Origin of the sequence: Plantactinospora sp. B5E13, assembly GCF_039871775.1 — a bacterium.
In the GTDB taxonomy this organism is placed as follows: domain Bacteria; phylum Actinomycetota; class Actinomycetes; order Mycobacteriales; family Micromonosporaceae; genus Plantactinospora.
In genome coordinates, this window is record NZ_JBDPLT010000007.1 from 143683 (window position 1) to 164244 (window position 20562).

Annotated in this window: 17 protein-coding genes and 1 pseudogene; 10 read left to right on the forward strand and 8 right to left on the reverse strand. The window is 73.5% G+C overall.

Annotation, left to right across the window (positions count from 1 at the left end):
* Positions 1-68: 68 nt before the first annotated feature.
* Positions 69-1094, forward strand: a complete 1026-nt coding sequence (locus ABGB05_RS09180) for an NADPH:quinone reductase (protein ID WP_347652774.1) — start codon at positions 69-71, stop codon at positions 1092-1094.
* 46 nt (positions 1095-1140) lie between these two features.
* Here ABGB05_RS09180 and ABGB05_RS09185 read toward each other — a convergent pair whose 3' ends face one another.
* From ABGB05_RS09185 to ABGB05_RS09200, 4 genes are all read right to left on the reverse strand, one after another.
* Positions 1141-2448, reverse strand: a complete 1308-nt coding sequence (locus ABGB05_RS09185) for a sialidase family protein (protein WP_347652775.1) — start codon at positions 2446-2448, stop codon at positions 1141-1143.
* A 50-nt stretch (positions 2449-2498) separates the two neighbouring features.
* Positions 2499-3083, reverse strand: coding sequence for an RNA polymerase sigma factor (locus ABGB05_RS09190; RefSeq protein ID WP_347652776.1), 585 nt, complete (start codon positions 3081-3083; stop codon positions 2499-2501).
* 120 nt (positions 3084-3203) lie between these two features.
* Positions 3204-4118, reverse strand: a complete 915-nt coding sequence (locus tag ABGB05_RS09195; protein ID WP_347652777.1) for an NADP-dependent oxidoreductase — start codon at positions 4116-4118, stop codon at positions 3204-3206.
* 117 nt (positions 4119-4235) lie between these two features.
* Positions 4236-4985 carry a methyltransferase domain-containing protein gene (locus ABGB05_RS09200; RefSeq protein WP_347652778.1) on the reverse strand — a complete coding sequence of 250 codons (750 nt, stop codon included), beginning with the start codon at positions 4983-4985 and terminating at the stop codon, positions 4236-4238.
* A 207-nt stretch (positions 4986-5192) separates the two neighbouring features.
* Here ABGB05_RS09200 and ABGB05_RS09205 point away from each other — a divergent pair, with 207 nt between their 5' ends.
* A complete protein-coding gene (locus tag ABGB05_RS09205) occupies positions 5193-5690 on the forward strand; it encodes an NUDIX domain-containing protein (protein WP_347652779.1) in 498 nt (165 codons plus the stop codon).
* A gap of 27 nt (positions 5691-5717) precedes the next feature.
* On the opposite strand, the gene ABGB05_RS09210 is transcribed toward ABGB05_RS09205, so the two are convergent.
* Positions 5718-7346, reverse strand: a complete 1629-nt coding sequence (locus ABGB05_RS09210) for an MDR family MFS transporter (protein ID WP_347652780.1) — start codon at positions 7344-7346, stop codon at positions 5718-5720.
* Positions 7347-7489: 143 nt separating this feature from the next.
* On the opposite strand from ABGB05_RS09210, the gene ABGB05_RS09215 reads away from it, so the two are divergent.
* Entirely contained in the window at positions 7490-7891 is a 402-nt protein-coding gene (locus tag ABGB05_RS09215) for a hypothetical protein (RefSeq protein ID WP_347652781.1), read from the forward strand.
* Between the two features lie 167 nt (positions 7892-8058).
* Here the strand turns inward: ABGB05_RS09215 and ABGB05_RS09220 are convergent, their stop codons facing one another.
* A complete protein-coding gene (locus ABGB05_RS09220) occupies positions 8059-8607 on the reverse strand; it encodes a type 1 glutamine amidotransferase domain-containing protein (RefSeq protein WP_347652782.1) in 549 nt (182 codons plus the stop codon).
* 192 nt (positions 8608-8799) lie between these two features.
* Between ABGB05_RS09220 and rfaE2 the strand changes: the two genes are divergently transcribed.
* From rfaE2 to ABGB05_RS09255, 7 genes and pseudogenes are all read left to right on the forward strand, one after another.
* Complete coding sequence (gene rfaE2 / locus ABGB05_RS09225) at positions 8800-10773, forward strand: D-glycero-beta-D-manno-heptose 1-phosphate adenylyltransferase (protein WP_347652783.1); 1974 nt, start codon at positions 8800-8802, stop codon at positions 10771-10773.
* 14 nt (positions 10774-10787) lie between these two features.
* Positions 10788-11747: pseudogene (locus ABGB05_RS09230) on the forward strand (glycosyltransferase); the annotation flags it as partial.
* Between the two features lie 217 nt (positions 11748-11964).
* Positions 11965-13347: a type VII secretion protein EccB gene (eccB, locus tag ABGB05_RS09235; protein WP_347652784.1), complete on the forward strand. Its 1383-nt coding sequence runs from the start codon at positions 11965-11967 to the stop codon at positions 13345-13347.
* Positions 13347-15608 (forward strand): ATP-binding protein, encoded by a 2262-nt coding sequence (locus ABGB05_RS09240; protein WP_347652785.1) that lies wholly within the window; start codon positions 13347-13349, stop codon positions 15606-15608. The genes eccB and ABGB05_RS09240 overlap by 1 nt, the downstream gene beginning before the upstream one ends.
* Before the next feature lie 22 nt (positions 15609-15630).
* Positions 15631-16272 carry a response regulator gene (locus ABGB05_RS09245; protein WP_347652786.1) on the forward strand — a complete coding sequence of 214 codons (642 nt, stop codon included), beginning with the start codon at positions 15631-15633 and terminating at the stop codon, positions 16270-16272.
* Positions 16273-16440: 168 nt separating this feature from the next.
* A complete protein-coding gene (locus ABGB05_RS09250) occupies positions 16441-17094 on the forward strand; it encodes a response regulator transcription factor (protein ID WP_347652787.1) in 654 nt (217 codons plus the stop codon).
* Between the two features lie 21 nt (positions 17095-17115).
* Complete coding sequence (locus ABGB05_RS09255; RefSeq protein ID WP_347652788.1) at positions 17116-18363, forward strand: S8 family serine peptidase; 1248 nt, start codon at positions 17116-17118, stop codon at positions 18361-18363.
* 40 nt (positions 18364-18403) lie between these two features.
* On the opposite strand, the gene ABGB05_RS09260 is transcribed toward ABGB05_RS09255, so the two are convergent.
* Both ABGB05_RS09260 and ABGB05_RS09265 read right to left on the reverse strand, forming a co-directional pair.
* Complete coding sequence (locus ABGB05_RS09260) at positions 18404-19147, reverse strand: hypothetical protein (RefSeq protein ID WP_347652789.1); 744 nt, start codon at positions 19145-19147, stop codon at positions 18404-18406.
* A 34-nt stretch (positions 19148-19181) separates the two neighbouring features.
* Positions 19182-20528, reverse strand: a complete 1347-nt coding sequence (locus ABGB05_RS09265; RefSeq protein ID WP_347652790.1) for an alpha/beta hydrolase — start codon at positions 20526-20528, stop codon at positions 19182-19184.
* Positions 20529-20562 lie beyond the last annotated feature (34 nt).

Here is a 20562-nt window from a genome sequence, read left to right on the forward strand (position 1 = left end):
GGGGCGGGGATGAGCGGACAGGGATGAGAAGGTGATCCGGATCGGCCGCACCGGGTGAGGAGTCGAGGATGAGGGCAGCCGTCTACCGCCGTACCGGTGATCCGTCGGTGCTGGAGGTGGTCGACCGGGAGGTACCCGAACCCGGACCGGGTGAGGTGCTGGTCCGGGTGGCCGTCTCCGGGGTCAACCCCACCGACTGGAAGTCCCGCCAGGGTGACGGGTCTGGGGCCGCGCCGAAGGGCGGCTGGCAGATCCCGAACCAGGACGGCGCCGGCGTGATCGAGGCGGTCGGCACCGGGGTCGACGCCAAGCTGCTCGGCGAGCGGGTGTGGATCTGGGAGGCGGCCTGGCAGCGTCCCTGGGGGACGGCTACCGAGTACACCCTGGTCCCGGTCCGCCAGGTGGTACGCCTCGGCGCGGCCTCGTTCGACCTGGGGGCGAGCCTCGGCATCCCGTTCCTGACCGCGCACCGCTGCCTCACCGTCGGCGAGACCATGCCGGACCGGATCGACGTCGGCGCGCTCACCGGACGCACGGTTCTGGTGCAGGGCGGGGCCGGCGCGGTCGGCAACGCGGCGATCCAGCTGGCCCGGTGGGCCGACGCCACCGTCATCACCACGGTCAGCAGCGCCGAGAAGGCCCAGCTCGCGGTCGCGGCCGGGGCCTCGTACGTGATCAACTACCGGGACGAGGACGTGGTGGCCGAGGTCCGAAAGATCGCCCCGCACGGCGTGGACGCGATCGTCGAGGTGGCCGCCGCGCGCAACGCCGAGATCGACGCCCAGGTGATCGGTCCCGCCGGCGCGGTCGCGGTGTACGCCGACGACGACGGGAAGCCGCTCACCCTGCCGGTACGCCCGATAATGATCTCGAACGTGCGGTGGCAGGGGGTCCTGGTCTACACCCTGCCGGCGGTGGCCAAGGCCCAGGCCGTCGAGGACGTGGCCGCCGGCGCGGCGGCCGGCGTGCTCCGGGTCGGCATCGACGCCGGCCTGCCCCTGCACTACTACCCGCTGGCGGACGTCGCCGAGGCACACACGGCGGTGCAGAACTCCGCGGTCGGCAAGGTGCTGGTGGTCACCAGCGACCAGTGACCGACCGCCGCACCGGGCGGCCGGTCACCCCCGCGTCCCGAGCCGATCAGGAGATCGTCGGCGCCGGCACGTACGACCAGGTGGTGCCGTCGGTGGAGAGCCAGGTGCCGGTCCGGTCCTGCTCGTCGGCCTGGGCGTAGCCGCCGGGTACGGCGACCGCCGAGGCGCCCGGGCCGACCCGGACCGGACGGAGGGTCTCGCCCCCGTCGGCGCTGGTGTACATCACCGGGTCCTCGCCGGCCAGCACCCCGGCCTGGATCAGCAGCGTCCCGTCGGGGCGTACCCCGGCTTCGACGATCCGCTCGCCGACCGGGGCCGTACCCGCCGCACGCCGCCAACTGCGGCCCTGGTCGGTGCTGCGGAAGATCCGCAGCTCGCCCTCGTCCCGGAGGACGACGTACGCGGTGTCGCCGTGCACCGCCATCGCGAGCTCGCTGAACCCCTCGGCCCGGACCTGCTCCGGCAGCACGTTCCGCCGCCAGGTACGCCCGCCGTCGTGGCTGACCTCGATGGCAGGGTCGGTGAAGGTGACCTTGTTCTCCGAGATGCTGCCGTCGAGTTCACGGACCTGGCCGACGACCTGGTCCGTGTAGCCGGCCGTCCAGAGCCCGTCGTCGACCGGGACACCGGCGAGCAGTTCGGCCGCACCCAGCCGGACCGGCCGGGCCAGTCGGAGCAGTTCTCCGGTGGCCGGGTCGACGGCCACGATCGAGAACAGGTTCGTCCCGGGATCCGGCATCAGCGGGCGGGCGTCCGCCGGCAGGACCGGCACCTCCCGGACCGTCACCTCCCGCCAGGTCCGACCGCCGTCGAGGCTGGACAACCAGTACTGCCGGGGAAACGCCTCGTCGCCGGAGGCATCCTGGACCCAGGCCACCAGCGTCTCCGGGCCGGCCGCGCGCAGGTCGACCATGCTGTCCGGCGGGACCGGCATCGGCCAGGTCCGCCAACTCCCGCCCTGGTCGGTCGTAGCCGCCACCCGGATCTGGCAGTCCCCGTCCTGGCAGTGGCGGTAACGGATGTAGAGGTGGTGCAGGTCGCCGGCGACCATCGCCCCGCTGATCTGGCCGCTCGGCGGACCTGCCTCCGGGCTGCCGCTCGGGTTTGGCGTCGGGATGAACTCGGGCGTGGTCTCCAGCCGGACGCCGGGAATCGTCCCGCCGTACGGCGTACCGCCGCCCGAGGCGAGTTCCAGCGCCGTACCGGACCCGACCGTGACGGCCACGACCAGCAGTGCCGCCCCCGCCATCCGGGTACGTCGCCGGTGCCGGGCCCGGCGCTCCAGTGCCGCGAACTGCGGCTTGTAGGCGGCCCGGGCAGCACGGTCGAGGCTGGAAAAGTCGAGTGTCGACATGCTGCTCCTCCGGTGGTGGCGCGGATCGGTCGAGGGCGGCTGCGGAGCGGTCATCGCCGCCTCACCGGCGGTCGGCCGGCGGCGCCGGATCCAACGGCGGCGGACGCGGGACCGGCAGCGCGGTCGGACGTGGGACCGGTCGGGGTGCCGTCCGGTTCGCCGAGGTGGGCGGCGAGCGCCTGCCGCCCGCGGACCAGTCGGGTCTTGACGGCCTCCACCGAGCAGTTCTGAGTGGCGGCGACCTCGGCCACCGACAGGTCGCCGATGTGGTACAGCACCACCGACTCCCGGGTCGTCCGGGGCAGCCGTTGCAGGGCGGCGACCAGGGCGACATGGTCCGGTGACAACTCGGCCGGACCCGAATCCGGGTTGGCCAGCCGCCCGGACCGGAGCAGACGGTCGAAGACCATCCGCCGCCGGTACCGGGAGCGGGCCACGTTCAGCGCGACCGTCCGCAGCCATGCCTCCGGGTTCGCCACCTGCCGGAACCGGCCCGGTCGGGCCAACGCCCGGACGAACGCCTCGTGCACCGCGTCCTGGGCCTCGGCGTAGTCGCCGGTCACTCCGTAGAGCTGCGCCACCAGGCGCGCCGCCGAGGCGGCGTACACCTCTCGAACTGCCTGCTGTCCGTCCACACCGTCCCCTGCCCGCTGATGGTTCTCACCGGTACGACCGGCGGCAGGGGTCTCCGGTGACATCCGGATCGGGGACGGATCCGGCCGGCTCCACAGTTGTCGGCGGCGCCGGCCGTTCCGCTACGGCACCAGCACGATCTTGCCGCGCGTCCCGCCGGCCTCGGCCAGCCGGTGCGCCTGCTCCGCCTCGGTCAGCGGCAGCGTCTTCGCCACCCGGGTACGCAGCCGGCCGGCGGCCACCTCGGCCACCAGTTCGGTCAGCATCGGCTGCCGCAGTTGGATCATGATCACGTGCTGTCGTACCCCACGGGCCGGATCCAGCGGCGGGGTCGGCCGGGTCGTCACCAGCGTGCCCCCGTCGGCGACCGCGACCCCGGCCGGCGGGCCGAGTGGGACCGCGTCGAGTACGGCGGGGAACGGGCCCACCCCGGCCAGGTCGGCGGAGCGGGGCAGCACCTCGGCGACCCCGAGTCCGCGCACCCACTCCTCGTCGTCGTGGCTGGCGACCGCGACCACCCGGTGCCCGGCCCGGACGGCCAACTCGGCGGCGAACCCGCCCACCCCACCACTCGCCCCGGTCACCAGCACCGTCGTGCCCGGTTCGAGGGTCATCAGCTCCAGGGCCTGCCGCGCGGTGAGCGCGTTCAGGCCGATCGTCGCGGCGGCGGCCAGGTCGAGCGTGTCGGGAATCGGGACCACCCAGTCCCGGTCGGCGGCGACGAGTTCGGCGTACGCGCCGCCAGCGCCCCGGGTCAGGTACCACGGGATCATCCCGGCGATCCGGTCGCCGGGCCGCAGATCCGTCACCTCGTCGCCGACGGCGACGACCTCCCCGGCGAAGTCCCAGCCGAGCACGATCGGCGGCGGGATCGGCCCACCGGGGATGAACCCGGCGCGGGCCCCCAGGTCGGCGGGGTTGACGCCGGCCGCGCCCACCCGCACCAGCACCTGTCCCGGTCCGGCGACCGGATCCGGCCACTCGACCACCCGCAGCACCTCGGGCCCACCCGTAGCCGTTGCCGCAACCACCCGCACGTGATCACTCCTCCCGTGTCGCCCCACATCCTCGCCGCCGGACGCCTCCCGGAAAAGGGTCCGCCGCAACGGACCTGTCGACGGGTACGGCGTGGATCGACTGTGGCACAAGGGATTTCAGCTACGGACGGCGTGGATCCGCAGGCGTACGTAGTCGACGACCGGCTCGGGCAGCCGCTCGGCGACGGCCCGGACGAACCGGCGACGCCGTTGCGCCGGCAGCTCCCGCAGGTGCGCGCCGAGGACCACCGTGCCGAGGAACGCCTCCAGCGGCTCGCCCGCGGGCAGCCGGGCCGGATCCGCGACCAGCTCCACCTCGGGGTCCGGGAAGCCGGCCCGGCGCAGCCGGCGAACCGTCTCGTCGACCCCCGGGAAATTCCAGAACCGGTCCTCGTCGTCCCGGCCGGTCACCTCGGCGAGGGCCCGCAGTACGCCGGCCACGTTGCCCCGGCCGCCGCCCTCGGCGACGAACCGCCCGCCGGGACGCAGCGCGGCCGCGACGCTGCGGAACAGCGTGTCGTGGTCGGGCAGCCAGTGCAGGGTCGCCACGCTGAACGCCGCGTCGACCGGCTCGGCCAGCGGCAACGGCTCCCGCAGGTCGGCCTCCCGCACGGTCAGCCGGTCGCCGGCGTGCGGCAGCCGGACGCGCAGTTCGGCGAGCATCCGGGCGGAGCCGTCGATCGCGACCACCCGGCCGACGGGCAGCCGGGCGAGCAGTCGCTCGGTGTCCCGGCCGGTTCCGCACCCCAGGTCGAGTACGGTCTCGGTGCCGACCAGCGGCAGCTCGGCCAGCAGGTCCGCTCCCCAGCGTCGGTGCGGCAGCGGCAGCGTGTCGTAGGTCCGCGCGTCCCAGTCCAGCAGCTCCACGTCGTACCCCTCCCGGCTCCGGCGACCTCATCCGAAGCTACCCCCCTTCCCGTATAGTGGTACATGTCTCTCAAGGTACGGGAAACGATCCAGGTGTCCGCGCCGATGCGCCGGTGTCGTGGTTGCGGGAAAGGCTCGACGGCTGAGATCAGATCGCGCGATCGTGGTCTGTGACCCGCTCAACCGCCGACCCGGGAGCAGAACACGATGAGCAGTGTCCCGTGGGCCGAGTCGTACCTCGGCCAACTCCGTGCCCTCGCCGGAGACCGGACGTTGATGTTCGTCGGCGCCCGGGCGGTGGTCCGGGACACCGCCGGCCGGGTGCTGCTGATCGAACGGTCCGACAACAGCTACTGGGCGCTGCCGGCCGGCGCGATGGAACTGGGCGAGTCGATCGCCGAGTGCGCGGTTCGTGAGGTGTGGGAGGAGACCGGGCTGACCGCGACCGCGGTCACCCCGTTCGCCATGTACACCGGCCCGGACCGCACCTTCACCAACATGTACGGCGACACGTACCAACTCTTCGTGGTCGCCTTCCGGGTCGACGCCTGGGCGGGCGAACTGCTGACCGCCACCGACGAGACCACCAACGCCGGCTTCTTCCTCCCGGACGGGGAACTGCCCGAACCGCTCTCCCCCAACGTGTCGGAGATCCTGGCCGACCTGGCCGCCTTCGAACGCACCAACCAGTTCATCCTCAAGTGAGCTGAGGAAGGACCCCATTCCCACCGGTCAGAGCAGCGTCTGGGCGTTCGCCTCCATGTCGGCGGCGGCGTCGTCGTGCCCCTCCCGGGAGTACCGGTCGCTGGTGGCCGACCCCGGGGCGCCGCGCAGTTCCCGGTTCGGCATGGCCAGGGCCACCGCCACCGCCAGGATCGCGATCAGACCGGCGACCAGGAAGACGACGTGCAGCGCGCCGACGAACGACTCCTGGATGGCGTCGCGGATCGGCGCGGGCAGCGCCAGGATCTTCGCCGGCTCGTTGATCGAGATCTCGTGGCTGGCGTCGGCGAACTGGCCCCGCTGTTCCGGCGGCAGCTGGGCGACCGCCGCCGGCAGCCGGTCACCGAGCCCGCTGGCGAGCCGGGCGGAGAGGACCGCGCCGAGGATCGCCACCCCGAACGAGCCGCCCAGGGACCGGAAGAAGGTGGCGGTGGACGTACCGGCGCCCAGGTCCCGGATCTCCACCGCGTTCTGTACGGCGAGCACCAGCGGCTGCATGCAGAGGCCGAGCCCGATACCGATGAGCACCATGTAGATGAAGGCCTCCCAGAGCGGGGAGTCGACCTGCAGCCGGGTGAAGAGCAGCATGCCGAGCACCAGGACAGCCGCCCCGGCGACCGGGAACCACTTGTACCGGCCGATCCGGCTGATCGCCTGCCCGGAGAGCACCGAGGTGACGATCACGCCGGCCATCATCGGCAGCATCAGCAGACCGCTGTTGGTCGGGGAGGCGCCCTTGACGATCTGCAGGTAGAGCGGGATGAAAATGATCGAGCCGAACATCACCAGACCGAGGACAAAGCCGGCGGTGTTCGCCAGCGCGAAGGTGGGTCGGCGGAACAGCCTCAGCGGCAGGATCGGCTCGGCGACCCGGGACTCCTGGAGCAGGAAGACCACACCGAGGACGACGCCGGCCACGAACAGCCCGATGATCACACCGGAACCCCAGGCGTACTCGTTGCCGCCCCAGCTCAGCGCGAGCAGCAACGCGCTCACCCCGGCGACCAGCAGCGCCGCGCCGAGCCAGTCGATCGCATGCTTGCGACGCTTGAACGGGATCAGCCGCATCACGTGGTAGCAGACGATGATCGCGACAATCGCCAGCGGGACGTTGATGAAGAAGATCCACCGCCAGTCGTGCTCGGCGAAGTACCCGCCGACCAGCGGCCCGGCCACCGAGGAGACCCCGAAGACCGCACCGAAGAGCCCCTGGTAGCGGCCCCGCTCCCGGGGGGTCACCACGTCCGAGATGATGGTGAAGGCCAGCGTCATCAGACCACCGGCACCGATTCCCTGGATGCCCCGCGTGATGATCAGCTGGGTCATGTTCTGGGACAGTCCGGCCAGCAGCGAGCCGACCAGGAAGGTCCCGATCGAGAAGAGGAAAACCGGGCGGCGGCCGAGCAGGTCGGCCATCTTGCCGTAGAGCGGCGTCGAGGCGGTCGAGGCCAGCAGGTACGCGGTGACCACCCACGAGTAGTGGTTGATGCCACCCAACTCGCCGACGATGGTCGGCAGCGCGGTGCCGACGATGGTCTGGTCCAGCGCGGCCAGCAGCATGCCGGTCATCAGCCCGACCATCAGGAGCCTGATCTGTCGGCGGCCCAACTGCGGTCGGTCGTCCTCAGCGGTGCTCATGGTGTTTTCTCCCCACGCCGGCCCGAATGATGCGCCGGACGTCGGCCCTGCTCATCCGAACCACGGGTTGACCGGGCCTCCTACCGTCGACGCTCCTGAGGCAGATGGCCGTCCGGCGTACGGATCGGCGCGAAGGAGGACACGTGAACACGGGGAGAGTCGCACTGCTCGCGGTCGCGGCGGTCTCCGCCACCCTGGCGGTCGGCGGGTGCGGCGGAGGTGACCCCGCGCAGGCGTACCGGGACAAGCTGACCAGGGCCGGCTTCACCTCGGTCACCGTGGAGGCCGACGAGGAGAGCACCGGCACCAGGAAGAAGCGGAAGAAGCGGGTCGTCGCGTACGACTTCGACTGGGTGGTGAACACCGACAACGACCCGCAGACCTGCACGGTCGAGTTGGAGCATCCCGGCGACTCCGGTGAACTGCGCGGCAACCACTGGCACATCGACGAGGTCAACGGCCAGGACGTCAACGGCTGGGGAGCCGGCAGCCCCAACCCGGACACCGTGCGGCGACTGCTCCGCGAACACCAGTACGACTGCTGATCGCCGGCTGCGCGGACCGGGCCGGGGCGCCGGGTCTGGGCACCCGGTCCGGGGTGGGGCCGGGTCCCCCGCTCCCGACGGTCAGGCATGATCCCGTCCTGGGCGGTCAGGCTTGATCCCGTCGCGGGGCACCCGGCTCACCCCACCCGGCGCGGCCGGCGATACCGTCAGTGCCGGCCCTCGGCGAACTCCTCGACGAGTTTGGCGCAGAACGCCGGCAGGTCGTCCGGCCTGCGACTCGTCACCAGGCCGTTGTCGACGTGACACTCCTCGTCGACCCAGTGCGCCCCGGCGTTCGCCAGGTCCGTACGGAGACTCGGCCACGAGGTCAGGGTCCGTCCCTTCACCACGTCCGCGTCGATCATCGTCCACGGCGCGTGGCAGATCGCCCCGACCGGCTTGCCCGCGTCGAAGAACGCCCGGACGAACCGGAGCACGTCCGGATCGGTCCGTAGCGCGTCCGGGTTCGCCACCCCACCGGGCAGCACCAGACCGTCGTACCCGGACGGGTCGGCTCCGGCGACGGTGACGTCGACGTCGTACCGCTGGGATTTGTCCAGGTGGTTGAAGGCCTGGATCGTGCCCGGCTTCAGCGAGACCAGCTCGGCCCGGCCGCCGGCGGCCTCGACGGCCTCCCGGGGTCGGACGTACTCGACCTCCTCCACGCCGTCGGTGGCCAGGAACGCGAACCGCTTGCCCTGCAACTCGGCTGCCATCTCGTATCTCCTTTCCGAGGGGTGGAAGTGGGCTCTGTGGCGGTTTTCCGATTCACCACCTCCCGGAAAAAGTCCTTCCCGGTACGGGGACGCCGAAACACCCCGGCCCGTCCGGCGCGGCCCGCGTCACATCCCCTTCGCGGTCGCCGAAGGACCACGTTTGTCCTGGCCGGCACCGGGGACCCGCGCTACATGGTGAGAGACGCAGCGGAACAGCGCCGCCTGGCCGCGGTGGTGGAGAGCTGGCTGGGGCGGGGCGTACTGGTGGTCGGTGACGCGATGCTCGACGAGTGGCGGTTCGCCGAGTCCGACCGGCTCTGCCGGGAGGCACCGGCGCCGGTCCTCACCTTGCGTCGTCGACTCTGCGCGGCTGGTGGGGCTGCGAACACCGCTGTCAACCTGACCGCGCTCGGCGGGGTGGCCGCGCTGGTCTCGCCGGTCGGTGCCGACGTCGCCGGAGACGAACTGCACGACTGCCTGGACCGGGCCGGAGTCTGGGACCGGACGATCAGCCAGCCGGGTCGGCCGACACCGGTCAAGCGCCGGCTGCTCGCCGCCGACCAGATCCTGCTCCGGGAGGACGAGGGCGACGCGGACGAGACACTGCCGGACGAGGGAGTGCAGCGGATGCTGCAGGCGCTCGCGCACGCGACCGAGGAGTTGCGTGCCGACCGCGGTGGTCAGGCGCCGACCCTGGTGGTCTGTGACTACGGCTTGGGCGCGCTGCCCGAGCCGGTACGCCGCTGGCTGGTGCACAACCGCGACCGGTACGCGACGGTGGCGCTGGACGCCCACGACCTGGCGTACTGGCGCGGCCTGGCGCCGACCGTGGTGACCCCGAGTTTCGCCGAGGCGGCCCGGCTGCTCAGCGCCCCGTCGCCGGCGGGGGCGGATCCGCGCTCGACGGCGGTCGCCGGCACCCGGGTGAGCGTCGCCGCGGACGGCACCACCACCGCCACCGGCACCCGGCGCACCGACGGTGCGCCGAGCACGACGATCACCAGCAACAACGGCACGTCGACGGCCAGCGACGGCAGCACGCCGACGGCCGGCGGCAACGGCGTGCCGATCACCGCCAACAGCGGTGGGAACACCGGCGGGGAGGGTACGCCGCCGACCGAGGGGGACGGCGGCACGTCGACCGACGACCGGGGCGGTTCGGTCAGCGGGGACGGTCTGACGGTGACCAGCGACGAAATCGGGGTCGCCGGGGACGACATCGTGGTGGCCGGCGACGAGACGGCGAGCGGTGCCGGTGGTCGTCCGGTCGCCGCCGGCGGGGCCAGCCGGGCGGTCGTCGCCCAGGCCCGCCTCGCCGAGCTGCGGGAACGTACCGGGGCGGACGTCGTGGCGGTGACCCTGGATGCCGAGGGCGCGGTGGTCGGCGGCGCCGACGGGCGGTCCCGGCGCAGCCACGCCACGCCGGTGCCGGCCAGTTACGCGGTCGGGGCCGGCGACGCCTACCTGGCGGCGATGACGTTGGCGCTGGCCGCCGACGCACCGCTGCCGACAGCGGCCCAGCTCGCCCAGCTCGCCGCGACGACCACCGTCGCGGACACCGGCACCTGTGTCTGCCACCGGGACGACCTGCTCGCCGCGCTCGGCGTCGCCGCGCAGGCACCGGCCCGGACCGTGCTCGACCACGACAGCCTGCTGGAGGTCGTCGCGCGGCACCGGGCGGAGGGGCGCAGCGTCGTCTTCACCAACGGTTGCTTCGACGTCCTGCACCACGGGCACGTCCGCTACCTGGACCAGGCGCGTGGGCTCGGTGACCTGCTGGTGGTCGCGGTCAACTCGGACGACAGCGTACGCCGGCTCAAGGGCGACGACCGGCCGGTGAACCCGGTCGAGGACCGGATCGCCGTACTCGCCGCGCTCTCCTGTGTGGACCACGTGGTGGTCTTCGAGGAGGACTCGCCGACCGGGCTGATCGAGGCGATCCGCCCCGACGTGTACGTCAAGGGCGGCGACTACCCGCCGGAGATGGTTCCCGAGGCACCCCTGGTACGTCGACTCGGCGGTCAGGTTCGGACCCTCGGCTACGTACCGGACCGGTCCACCTCGGCGGTGATCGAACGGATCCGGTCGTACGGCGACAACCGGCAGCTCGCCGTCGAGGCCGGGGAGACCACGGAAACCGTCGCCGCCCCGAGTCACCGGGCGTGAACCGGCCGGCCCGGATCACCCGGCCGATCGAGCCGGGTGATCCGTCGGCGTTCCGCCGGGACCGGCTGCTGGACATCCTGATCCCGACCCGTGACCGTCCGGCCGAACTGGCGGTGACCCTGGCCGGCCTGGCCGCCCAGCACCCCGCCCCGACCGGGTCGACCGGTCCGGCCGGGATCGAGCAGAGCCCGCCCGGTCCGCCGGCCGGGACGGAGGAGAGCGGGGGCGGTCCGCCGGCCGGGACGGAGGAGAGCGGGGGCGGCTTCGGGGTGGTGGTCAGCGACCAGTCCGACGGTCCGGAGCCGGCCTGGGCGGAGCCGGCGGCGGCCGCGATGGTCCGGGTGCTCCGACACCGGGGCCACCCGGTGCTGCTCACCCGACGGCTGCCCCGGCGTGGACTCGCCGAGCACCGCGCCTACCTGCTCGACGCCTCGGCCGCCCGGTACGTCCTCTTCCTCGACGACGACGTCTGGCTCGAACCGGGCACCGTCGACCGGCTGCTCACCGCCGTCCAGGAACTCGACTGCGGTTTTGTCGGCAACGCCGTACACGGACTGTCGTATCTGGACGACGTCCGGCCGGAGACGCACCGGCGCTACCAGGAGTGGCCCGGGCGGCCGGTGCCGGAGCTGCCCCGGCCGGGCACCCCGGAGTGGGCCCGCGCGCAGATCCACTCCGCGGCCAACCTGCTGCACGTCACGGCGGCCCGTCGACTGCCGCCGGGGCAGTGGCGGGCGTACAAGATCTCCTGGATCGGTGGCTGTGTGCTCTACCACCGCGAGCGGCTGCGCGCGGCCGGCGGCTTCGACTTCTGGCGTCAGCTGGACCCGGGGCACCAGGGCGAGGACGTGGCCGCCCAGCTCGCGGTGATGAGCCGGTACGCGGGTGCCGGGGTGTTGCCGAGCGGGGCGTACCACCTGGAGGCGCCGACCACGGTCACCGAGCGGACCATGGAAGCCTGGGAGGTGCTGCTCGCCGACCACCCCGAGCCGGCACCCACCGAGCCGGCATCCACCGAGCCGGCACCCACCGAGCCGGCATCCACCGAGCCCACCGGGGCGGACCAGCGGCGCTGACGTCGGCGAATGCCGCCAGACGCACGATGTGCGTGCTCGATGGTCAGGACGATCGATACCCTCGGTATCATCGCGGCTGCCTGACGTTTCGCCAACACCGCGCGGGGGCCGTCGAGTGTGGACGCAGAAGGACCGGATCCAGGCGTACCAGTTCCTCCGCCGTCGGCTGGTCTCCGCGCTGGTCTCCGCCGACGCCGACCACCCGGCCTCGCCGTCGAAACGACTCCTGCTCGGCACCGCGATCGGACTGGCGGTCACCGTGCTGGTCGCCGCGGTCTTCGGGATCATCGGCCTGCTCACCCCGAGCCGACAGCAGGCGTGGCGCCAGGGCGGGCAGGTGATCGTCGAGAAGGAGACCGGGGCGAGGTTCGTCCTCGGTGCCGACGGCGCGCTGCACCCGGTGCTCAACTACACGTCGGCCCGGCTGCTCGCCGGCGGGGACGGCACCCGGACGGTCACCGTGCCGGCGAAGACCCTCGGCGGTGTCGCCCGGGGCGCCGGAATCGGCATCGTCGGCGCCCCGGACTCGCTGCCGGCGGCCGACCGGCTGCTCACCGGCCCGTGGACCCGGTGCACCCGGCAGCCCCCGGACCGGCCCAGCGGCGAGGCGCCGGTCCCCGCCGTCCTGCTCGGCCAGCCACCGGGCGGGGAGCGGCTGGGCGCCGGCCAGGCGATCGTGGCACTGCTCCCGACCGGCGAACGGTTCCTGATCGTCGACGGGCTCCGACACCGGGTGCCGGACGGCCCGGCCGTGGTCGCCCTCGGCCTCGCCGCCGCCGACACCGTCCGGGTCGCCCCGACCTGGCTGAACACCGTCCCGGCCGGACGTGACCTGGACACCTTCCAGGTGGACGGCGTCGGGCGGCCGGGGCCGACGGTGGGTGGCAGCCCGACCCGGGTCGGTCAGGTGCTGACCACCGGCGGAGACGAGTTCTACCTGGTCCGCGCCGACGGGCTCGCCGTGGTCAGCGACACCGAGGCCCGGCTGGCACTCGGCTCGCCGGGCAGCGGCGCCGCCTATCCGGACGCGCTGCCCCGGCCGCTGCCGGTCGGGCCCGCCGACGTCGCCGCCGCGCCACGGTCGCCGACCAGGGCGGACGGGTATCCGCGCCGCCGCCCGGAACCGGTGCCGGTCTCGGGCAACGCCACGGTCTGCGTCGCCGAGGACCGGATCACCGTCGGCGACGGCCTGCCGCTGGGCGACGGGCAGCCGATCAGCCTGCCGGCCGGCGGCGGTGCCGGCGTCCCGACCGAGGTCTACGTACCGGGTGGAGCCGGGGCGCTGGTCGCCGAGGAGCCGGTACCCGGCACCCCGTCCGGCACCGTCTACCTGATCACCGACACCGGACGGAAGTACCCGGTGACCGGCGACGGGGCGATCGCCTCGCTCGGGCTCGGCCGGGTCCGCCCGTACGGCGTACCCGCCTCGGTGCTCGCGATGTTCCCGACCGGGGCGACCCTGGACCCGGCCGCGGCCCGACAGACCGTACCCGGCTGATGGGACCGGTCGAGCAGGGGCTGCTGCGGCAGGGCCTGCGCTACTCCCTCGGCCTCCGGCTCACCGTGGTCGCCGTGGTGGGCCTGGTGTCGCTGCTGCTCGGCGCCGCCCGCGAGCCAGGGCCGGCCACCGTACTCGTGCTGCTCTTCCTCGCCTGGAACGGCTACTACGCGATGCGTACGCTGCGCGTGGCACCCCGCTGGCTGGTGCCGGTGGACGTCACCGTGGTCTGTGCGCTCTGCCTGCTCCAGGTCTGGACGGCTCCGGCCGACCAGCACGTCGAGAACAGCGGCTGGGTCCCGCTCGCCGCGGCGATCATCGTGGTGACGTACCCGTGGCAGGTCGGCTCCCGTGGCCTGGTGGCGCTGACCGCGGCGGTGGTGGTGGCCGACATCGTCGGGACCGCGCTCGCCAGCCCGGAGAGCTGGCTGGCCGCGACCGACCTGCCGGCGGCGGTCGCGATCCGCCTCTGGATGGTGGCGGAGGTCGCCCTCTCCTGGGGCCTCTACCGCCTGGTACGACGTAACGCCCGCCGGGCCGACCTGCTGGTGGTCCGGGGTGCGCAGGTCCGCCGGGACGCCGCGATCACCGCCGCCCGCCGCGCCGACGAACGGGAGTACCTCGCCGCCCTGCACGACACCGCCTCGGCGACGCTGCTGATGGTCGGCGCCGGGGTCGTGACCCGGCCGGAGCCGTGGCTGGCCGAGCAGGCGGCCCGCGACCTGACCGTGCTCGGCGGGCCGACGGTCGACACCGAACGCGAGGCCGACCTGGTCGCGCTGCTCCGCGAGGTGGTCGGGCACACCCCACTGCGGGTACGTCTGTGCGGGCTGCCGACGCTGTCGATCCGGGCGGTGGACGCGGTGATGCTCGGACACGGGACCCGGGAGGCGCTGACCAACGTGGTCCGGCACGCGGAGACCGACCGTGCCGAGGTGACCGTCTCGCTGACCGGCGACGCCGGTCAGACCGTCGTGGTCGAGGTGACCGACCGGGGTCGCGGCTTCGACCCGGACGAGGTCTCCGGCCACCGGTACGGAGTGGCCCGCTCACTGGTCGACCGGATGGACCGGATCGGTGGGCGGGCCACCGTGCGCAGCAGTCGCGGGCAGGGCACCACGGTCCGGATGGAGTGCCCCCGGCACGCGCCGCCACCGACCGACGACAACGTGGCGATCATCTCCACCCGGTTCCACCGGGGCCTGGTCTGGGCGACCGTGGTGATCAACCTGGCCGTCCTCGGCCTGCTCGACCTGCCCAAGCTGCTGGCATCCCACGACAGCTACCACCCGCCCGTCGCCCAGTACGCCACGATGGGCGGCTTTGTCCTGGTCACCGCGATCGTCGCGGTCCACACCCTGCGCGGGTGGTCCCTCGGCCGCTGGCGCTGGCCGCTGCTCGGCCTGGTCCTCGCCCTCTCCGTGCTCGCCACCGCCGGTGTGCCGCCGGAGCAGCGGCTCGGCTACACGCACTGGTCGGAGGGGGACGTCGGCTGGACGGTCGTGCTGCTGCTGCTCGACGCCCGGCCGGCGGTCTTCGCCGGGGTGCTCGGCGGCAGCTATCTGCTGACGTTCGCCCAGACCGCGTTCGGTGGCGCGGCGGCGCTCTCCTTCGCCGCCGCGGTGAACGCCACCGTGATCGTGCTCGCCTTCCAACTCGCCGTCGGCATGATCGCGATCGTGCTGCGGCAGCTCGCCGTCAGTACGGCGCGGGTGGCCCGGGCGGAGGAGGAGGTACGCACCGCCGGCGCGGTCGCCGCCCAGCTCGCCCGGGACCGGGTGGAACGGTACGCCGACCTGGCCCGGACCACGGTGCCGCTGCTGTCCGGCCTGGCCGACGGCAGCCTGGACCCGGGCGACGAGGCGGTACGCCGCTCCTGCGCGGTCGAGGCAGCCAAGATGCGCCGGCTCTTCGCCGAGGACGAGACGGTGCCCGACCCGCTGCTGCACGAACTGCGCGCCTGCGTCGAACTCGCCGAGCGGCAGGGCGTACCGGTGACCTTCGCGGAGTTCGGTGACCGCCCGGCGCTGCCCACCCAGGTGCGGCGCCGGCTGACCGAGGCGTCGGTCTGGGCGTTGGCCACCGCCCGCGGCAAGGTACGCCTCACCGTGGTCGGCGCCGACCGGGAGGTGACGGTGAGCGTGGTCGCCGCGAACGCGCCGGAGGCCGTACCGTTCCCGGACAGCGACGGGGTGCACACGTCGACCACAGTGGAGGGCGAACGACTCTGGATCCGGTCGAGTTGGCAGGAGACGACATGACCGAGCGCGGCGAGGTGCGGCGGTGACCTCGGTGGTGGTGGTCGACGACCATCCGGTGGTGATCGCCGGGGTGCGGGCCTGGTGCACGCTCGCCGACCCGCCGATCGAGGTGCTGGACGCGGGCCCGACCGTCGCCGCCGCCTGGCTGCCGCCGGGCAGCGACGCCGACGTGGTCGTCTTCGACCTGCAACTGGACCTGACCGGTCCGGCGTACGGCGACCTCAAACGGTTGGTCGACGCCGGACGCCAGGTGGTCGTCTACAGCATGCGGGCCGACCGGGACACCGTGCTGAACTGCCTCGACATCGGGGCGTTCACCTACCTGACCAAGGCCGAGGGCGAGGACCACCTGGTCACGGCGGTGCAGGCGGCGGCGAGCAACCTACCGTACCTGCCGCCGATGCTCTCCGGCGCGTTCGGCACCGACATCCGGCCCGACCGGCCCCGGCTCTCGCCCCGGGAGACCGAGGTGCTGCTGGAGTGGTTCCGCTGCGAGTCCAAGGAGATGGTCGCCAAGCGCCTCGGCCTGACCGTACGCCGGGTCAACGCCTGCCTGGAACGGGCCCGGATCAAGTACGCGAACGTCGGCCGGCCGGCACCGACCAAGGCGGCCCTGGTCGCCCGGGCCATCCAGGACGGCCTGATCGGGGCCGACGAACTCTGACCTTCGGTCCCGTGCACCGGACCCCCTGGTGGACGATCGACCATCACCGCTCTCCCCGCCCCGTCGATACCGTCAGGTTGTCGCCCCGGCGTCGGCCCACCCCGTCCGGGCGGGTCCCCGACCGGACCGGGCGACGTCGTCCCGGCGTGACCTGGGGAGGGGTGCGGGATGAGGGCAGCAGCAGGCAGCACCGTCGTCGGGGTCGTCGAGGGTCATCCGCTCTACCGGACCGCCGTCACCGGAGTCGTCACCGGGGCGCCGGACCTCGAACTCTGCGTGGCCGCCGCGACGGTCGCCGAGTTTGTCACCACCCGGCGCTGCCCGGACTGCGTCGTACTGCTGGAACCCGGGTCGCGGAACGCGGCGGCGGTCCGGACCGTGGCCGGCCTCGGCCACCGGGTGCTGGTGCTCTCCGCCGAGGTCGACCGCACCGAGGTCCGGGGCGCGATGGCCGCCGGGGCGGCAGGTTACCTGTCCAAGAGCGCGGACGCCGAGGAGATCCTCCGGGCGGTCCGGCAGGTCGCCGTCGGACACCGCTACGTCTCGGCCTCGCTCGCCTCGGTGCTGCCGGACCGGCGGGTCGGCCCCCGCCTCCAGCTCGAACTCTCGGACCGCGAGGTCGACGTGCTGTCCTGGGTGGCGGCCGGCGAGCGGGACGAGGACATCGCCCGGACGCTACGGATCAGCGTCCGGACCGTCCGGTCCTATCTGGACCGGATCCGGGACAAGACCGGGCTGCGCCGCCGGTCGGCGCTCACCCGGTTCGCGATCGAGCACGGAATGGCCGCCTGCGGACGACCCGACGACCGGGTCTCCGCCTGAGCCGGGTCGACGGAGCCGGCCATGACCACCGGGCGGCCCCGGGGGCCCGTCCCCGCACGGAACGGACGCGGCCGACCACACCGCACGACCGCCACCACGCCGGAACCCGGTGCACGGGCCCGGTGGCGGTTCGCCGTGGCGGCGGTGGTCGGGCTGCTGACGCCGCTGGCCGCGCCCGGCGTACCGGCCGACGCGGCGGCGCCGTGCGCCACCCCGGCCGGGGTCTATCAGGACGCGGTCGGCTGGGCGCAGCGGCTCACCGACCCGACCCGGATCTGGCCGTTGACCGACGGCGCCGGTCAACTCGTCGCGGTGCTCGGCACCGGAATCGACGCCGACAACCCGCAGTTCGGGCCGGGGCAGGTGGCCGGCGCCTCGGACCGGACCGACTGCGACGGCCGGGGCACCTTCGCCGCCGGCATCGTCGGTGCCCGCCCCGACCCGGCCACCACCTTCGCGGGTCTGGCGCCCGGCGCCCGGATCCTGGCGCTGCGCTACACGGAGACGACGGACGGGGCCGCCGGATCCGGGGACGGGCCGGATCCGGACGACCTGGCCGAGGCGGTCCGCCGGGCGACCGACGCCGGTGCCGGGGTGATCCTGGTGGTCGTACCGGCCGTGCGGAGCAGCCGGGCCCTGGAGAGCGCGGTCCGGGAGGCGCTGGCCGAGGAGATCGTCGTCGTCGCCCCGGCCGTCGCCGCCCGCGCGGGACTGCGGTCGTACCCGGCCGCGCTGCCGGGCGTGCTCGGGGTCGGCGCGCACGACCAGGCCGGCTCGCCGGTGCAGACCGAGGCCGGCGGGCACGTCACCCTCGCGGCGCCGGGTGCGGACCTGGTCAGCACGGCGGCCGGCACCAGGGGCCGGATCGGCCAGCGGTGGGGGGTCGGCGATCCGGCGTACGCCGCCGCGTACGTCGCCGGGACGGTGGCACTGATCAGGGCGTACCGGCCGGAACTTTCCCCTGCCCAGGTACGGGAGCGGCTGGCCGCCACCGCGAACCGGCCGCCGTACGGCCGCGATCCCCGGCTGGGCTGGGGCAGGCTGGACGTCGCGGCGGCGGTGACCGCCGAACTGCCGGCCGGTCCGGCTCCCGGTCGGGCCGCCGCGGCGGCGCCGCAGGTCGTGGAGCCGGCCGTCGGCCCGACCCGACCGCCCGCCCGTCCCCGGCTGCCCGGGGTGCTCGCGCTGCTAGGCCTGGTCGGCGCGGTCCTGGCCGGACTGGCCGTGACCGTACTCCGCCGCGGCCGGGCCCGGGGCTGGCGACGCTGACCCGGACGGCGACGGGCGGCGGAGTCGGGGCCTGTCGAGGTCAGGGCTTGGGCGGGAAGATCGTGTCGATGCCCTGCTGTCGCAGCTCCCAGGGCAGCTCCCGGACCCACTCCGCCCGGGACAGCAGCAGTAGCTGGTAACGCGTGTCGGCGCCCATCATCGCCCCGACGTCGCTGCCCCGGGGCGAGTTCCAGAACTCGGTCTCCCGCTCGGCCAGCGTCCGCAGGTTCTCGTTGGTCGGCGGCTGGCTCAGCAGCTCCCGGACCTCCTGGTCGTAGTGGTCGCCGATCTGGCCGGCCGCCATGTTGCCCGCGAACCACATCACCTTGTCGAGCATGTTGCGGGCGACCGCCGCGCTGCTGATCGGATGCTGTGCCTCGATCTCCCTCAGCACCGCCATCGCCTTGTCCCGCTGGCCCTCCGGCCACCGCTGCTCCGCCTGGGCGACCTGCTGGCCCTGCTCCTGCTGCTGCCGGGCGTGGTCGTCGTCGAGCTGCTTGTTGCGGTCCGCGGTCGTGGTGACGTGGCCGCCGATCCGGTCGAGTTCGGTCGCCGCCGCCTCGAGCTGTCGGGCGCTCTCGACGATGGCGCCGGCGTGCGCCGTGGCCGCCTGGCCGGAACCGGGCAGCCGTCCGAGCCACTCCGTCGGCACCTGGGTGGCGAGCAGCACCCGCCGCACCTCCCGGAGCGCCGCGGCCTGCGGCGGCAGCGCCTGCCGGGCCGCCGCCCACAGGGCTTCGAACTGCACCTGGACGACGTGCCCACCGGCGGCGTCAACGGTCATCGCCGTACCTCCTTCGGGGAGTGCTGGCACCCGGTCACCGGCCGGGGCGGATCGGGGGCGCGGGTACCGGACCGTCCCCGGTGATGATGTTGTAGATGCTCAGCCACGAGTCCGAGTACGGCTCAAGCAGGCCGGTGTGCGCGAGTTCTCCGGTCAGCACCTCGCCAGCGGCGCTCCGGCCGCTCGGGATCTGGATGACTCCCGGATACGTGTCCGGGTCCGGCCCGTGGTTGAGGCCCATCCCCTCCCCGACGCCGCCCTGGGTCATCTGGATCGGGTCGTACGGGGAGGTGATCGCGTAGCGGGTGACGAAGTAGTCGTTCGGCACCCGGTCCTCGGGCACTCCGTGCCCCATGCCGGCGGAGCCGAGGTGCACGCCGTGGTCCGCCCGCATCCCCGCCGCGTCGGCCAGCCCCATGGTCGCGCCGCCGTAACTGTGGCCGATGACGGTGATCCTGGTGTGGTCACCGACCATCGGCCGCAGGTCGCCGTTGACGAAGTCGTGCAGCCGGGGCGCCAGCTCCTGGGAGTACGACGGGGTACCCGCCGAGACGAGGGACTGCGGCAGGGCGCCGTCCATCCAGACGACCATGGCGACCTCGCCGGAGGCGCGACCCGGAACGACAAAACTTGAGGCCAGGTTCTCGTACTTGGCGAAGTTCTCGATGTTCGAGAAGGTGCCGGGCACGAGTACGCCGACCGCCCGGGTGTTCTCGCCGATCTCTCCGACCAGGCCGATCGCCCGCCCGTTCCCGGCCGGGTCGAAGGCGAGGATCTTCGTATCGCTGTCGAGCATCCGCTGGTAGGCGTTGATCCGCCCATCAAGCTGCTTGAGCTCCTCGTCGAGCACGCCGACGGCCGCGTCGTGCTGAGCCAGGTTCCTCGGCGGCTGCTCCAGCAGCGCCGCCCGCTCCGCGGCGACCCGGGCCCGCTCCGTCTCGGCGGCCTCCAGCACGGACCGGACCCTCGTACGGTTGTCCGCGTCCCGGCCGGCGATACCCTCGACCGTTCCGGTGGCGTCACTGGTGACCCCACCCGCCTGGGCAACCCGCTGGCCCTGCTCCTGATGCTTCCTGGCCTGCTCGTCGTCGTACCGGTGGGCACCGGAGGCGGTGGCCTGGATCCGGGTGACGATGCCCTCGAGTTCGGTCGTCGCGGCCGCGAGCTGCCGCAGACTCGTGGCGATGGTGCCGGCGTGCGCGGTGGCAGCCTGCTGGGCGCCTGCCAACCGGCCGAGCCACTCCGCCGGCACCGTCTGGGACAGCAGCGTAAGCCGGGCGTTCCCGAGTACGGCGACCTGCTCCGGCAGTGCCCTCGTCGCCGCCGTACCGAGCTCGGCTGACCGCACCTGGAAGACCTCGGTGCCACCCTCGACTCTCATCGTCCACCTCCACCTGACGATCCGCTGTTCCGCG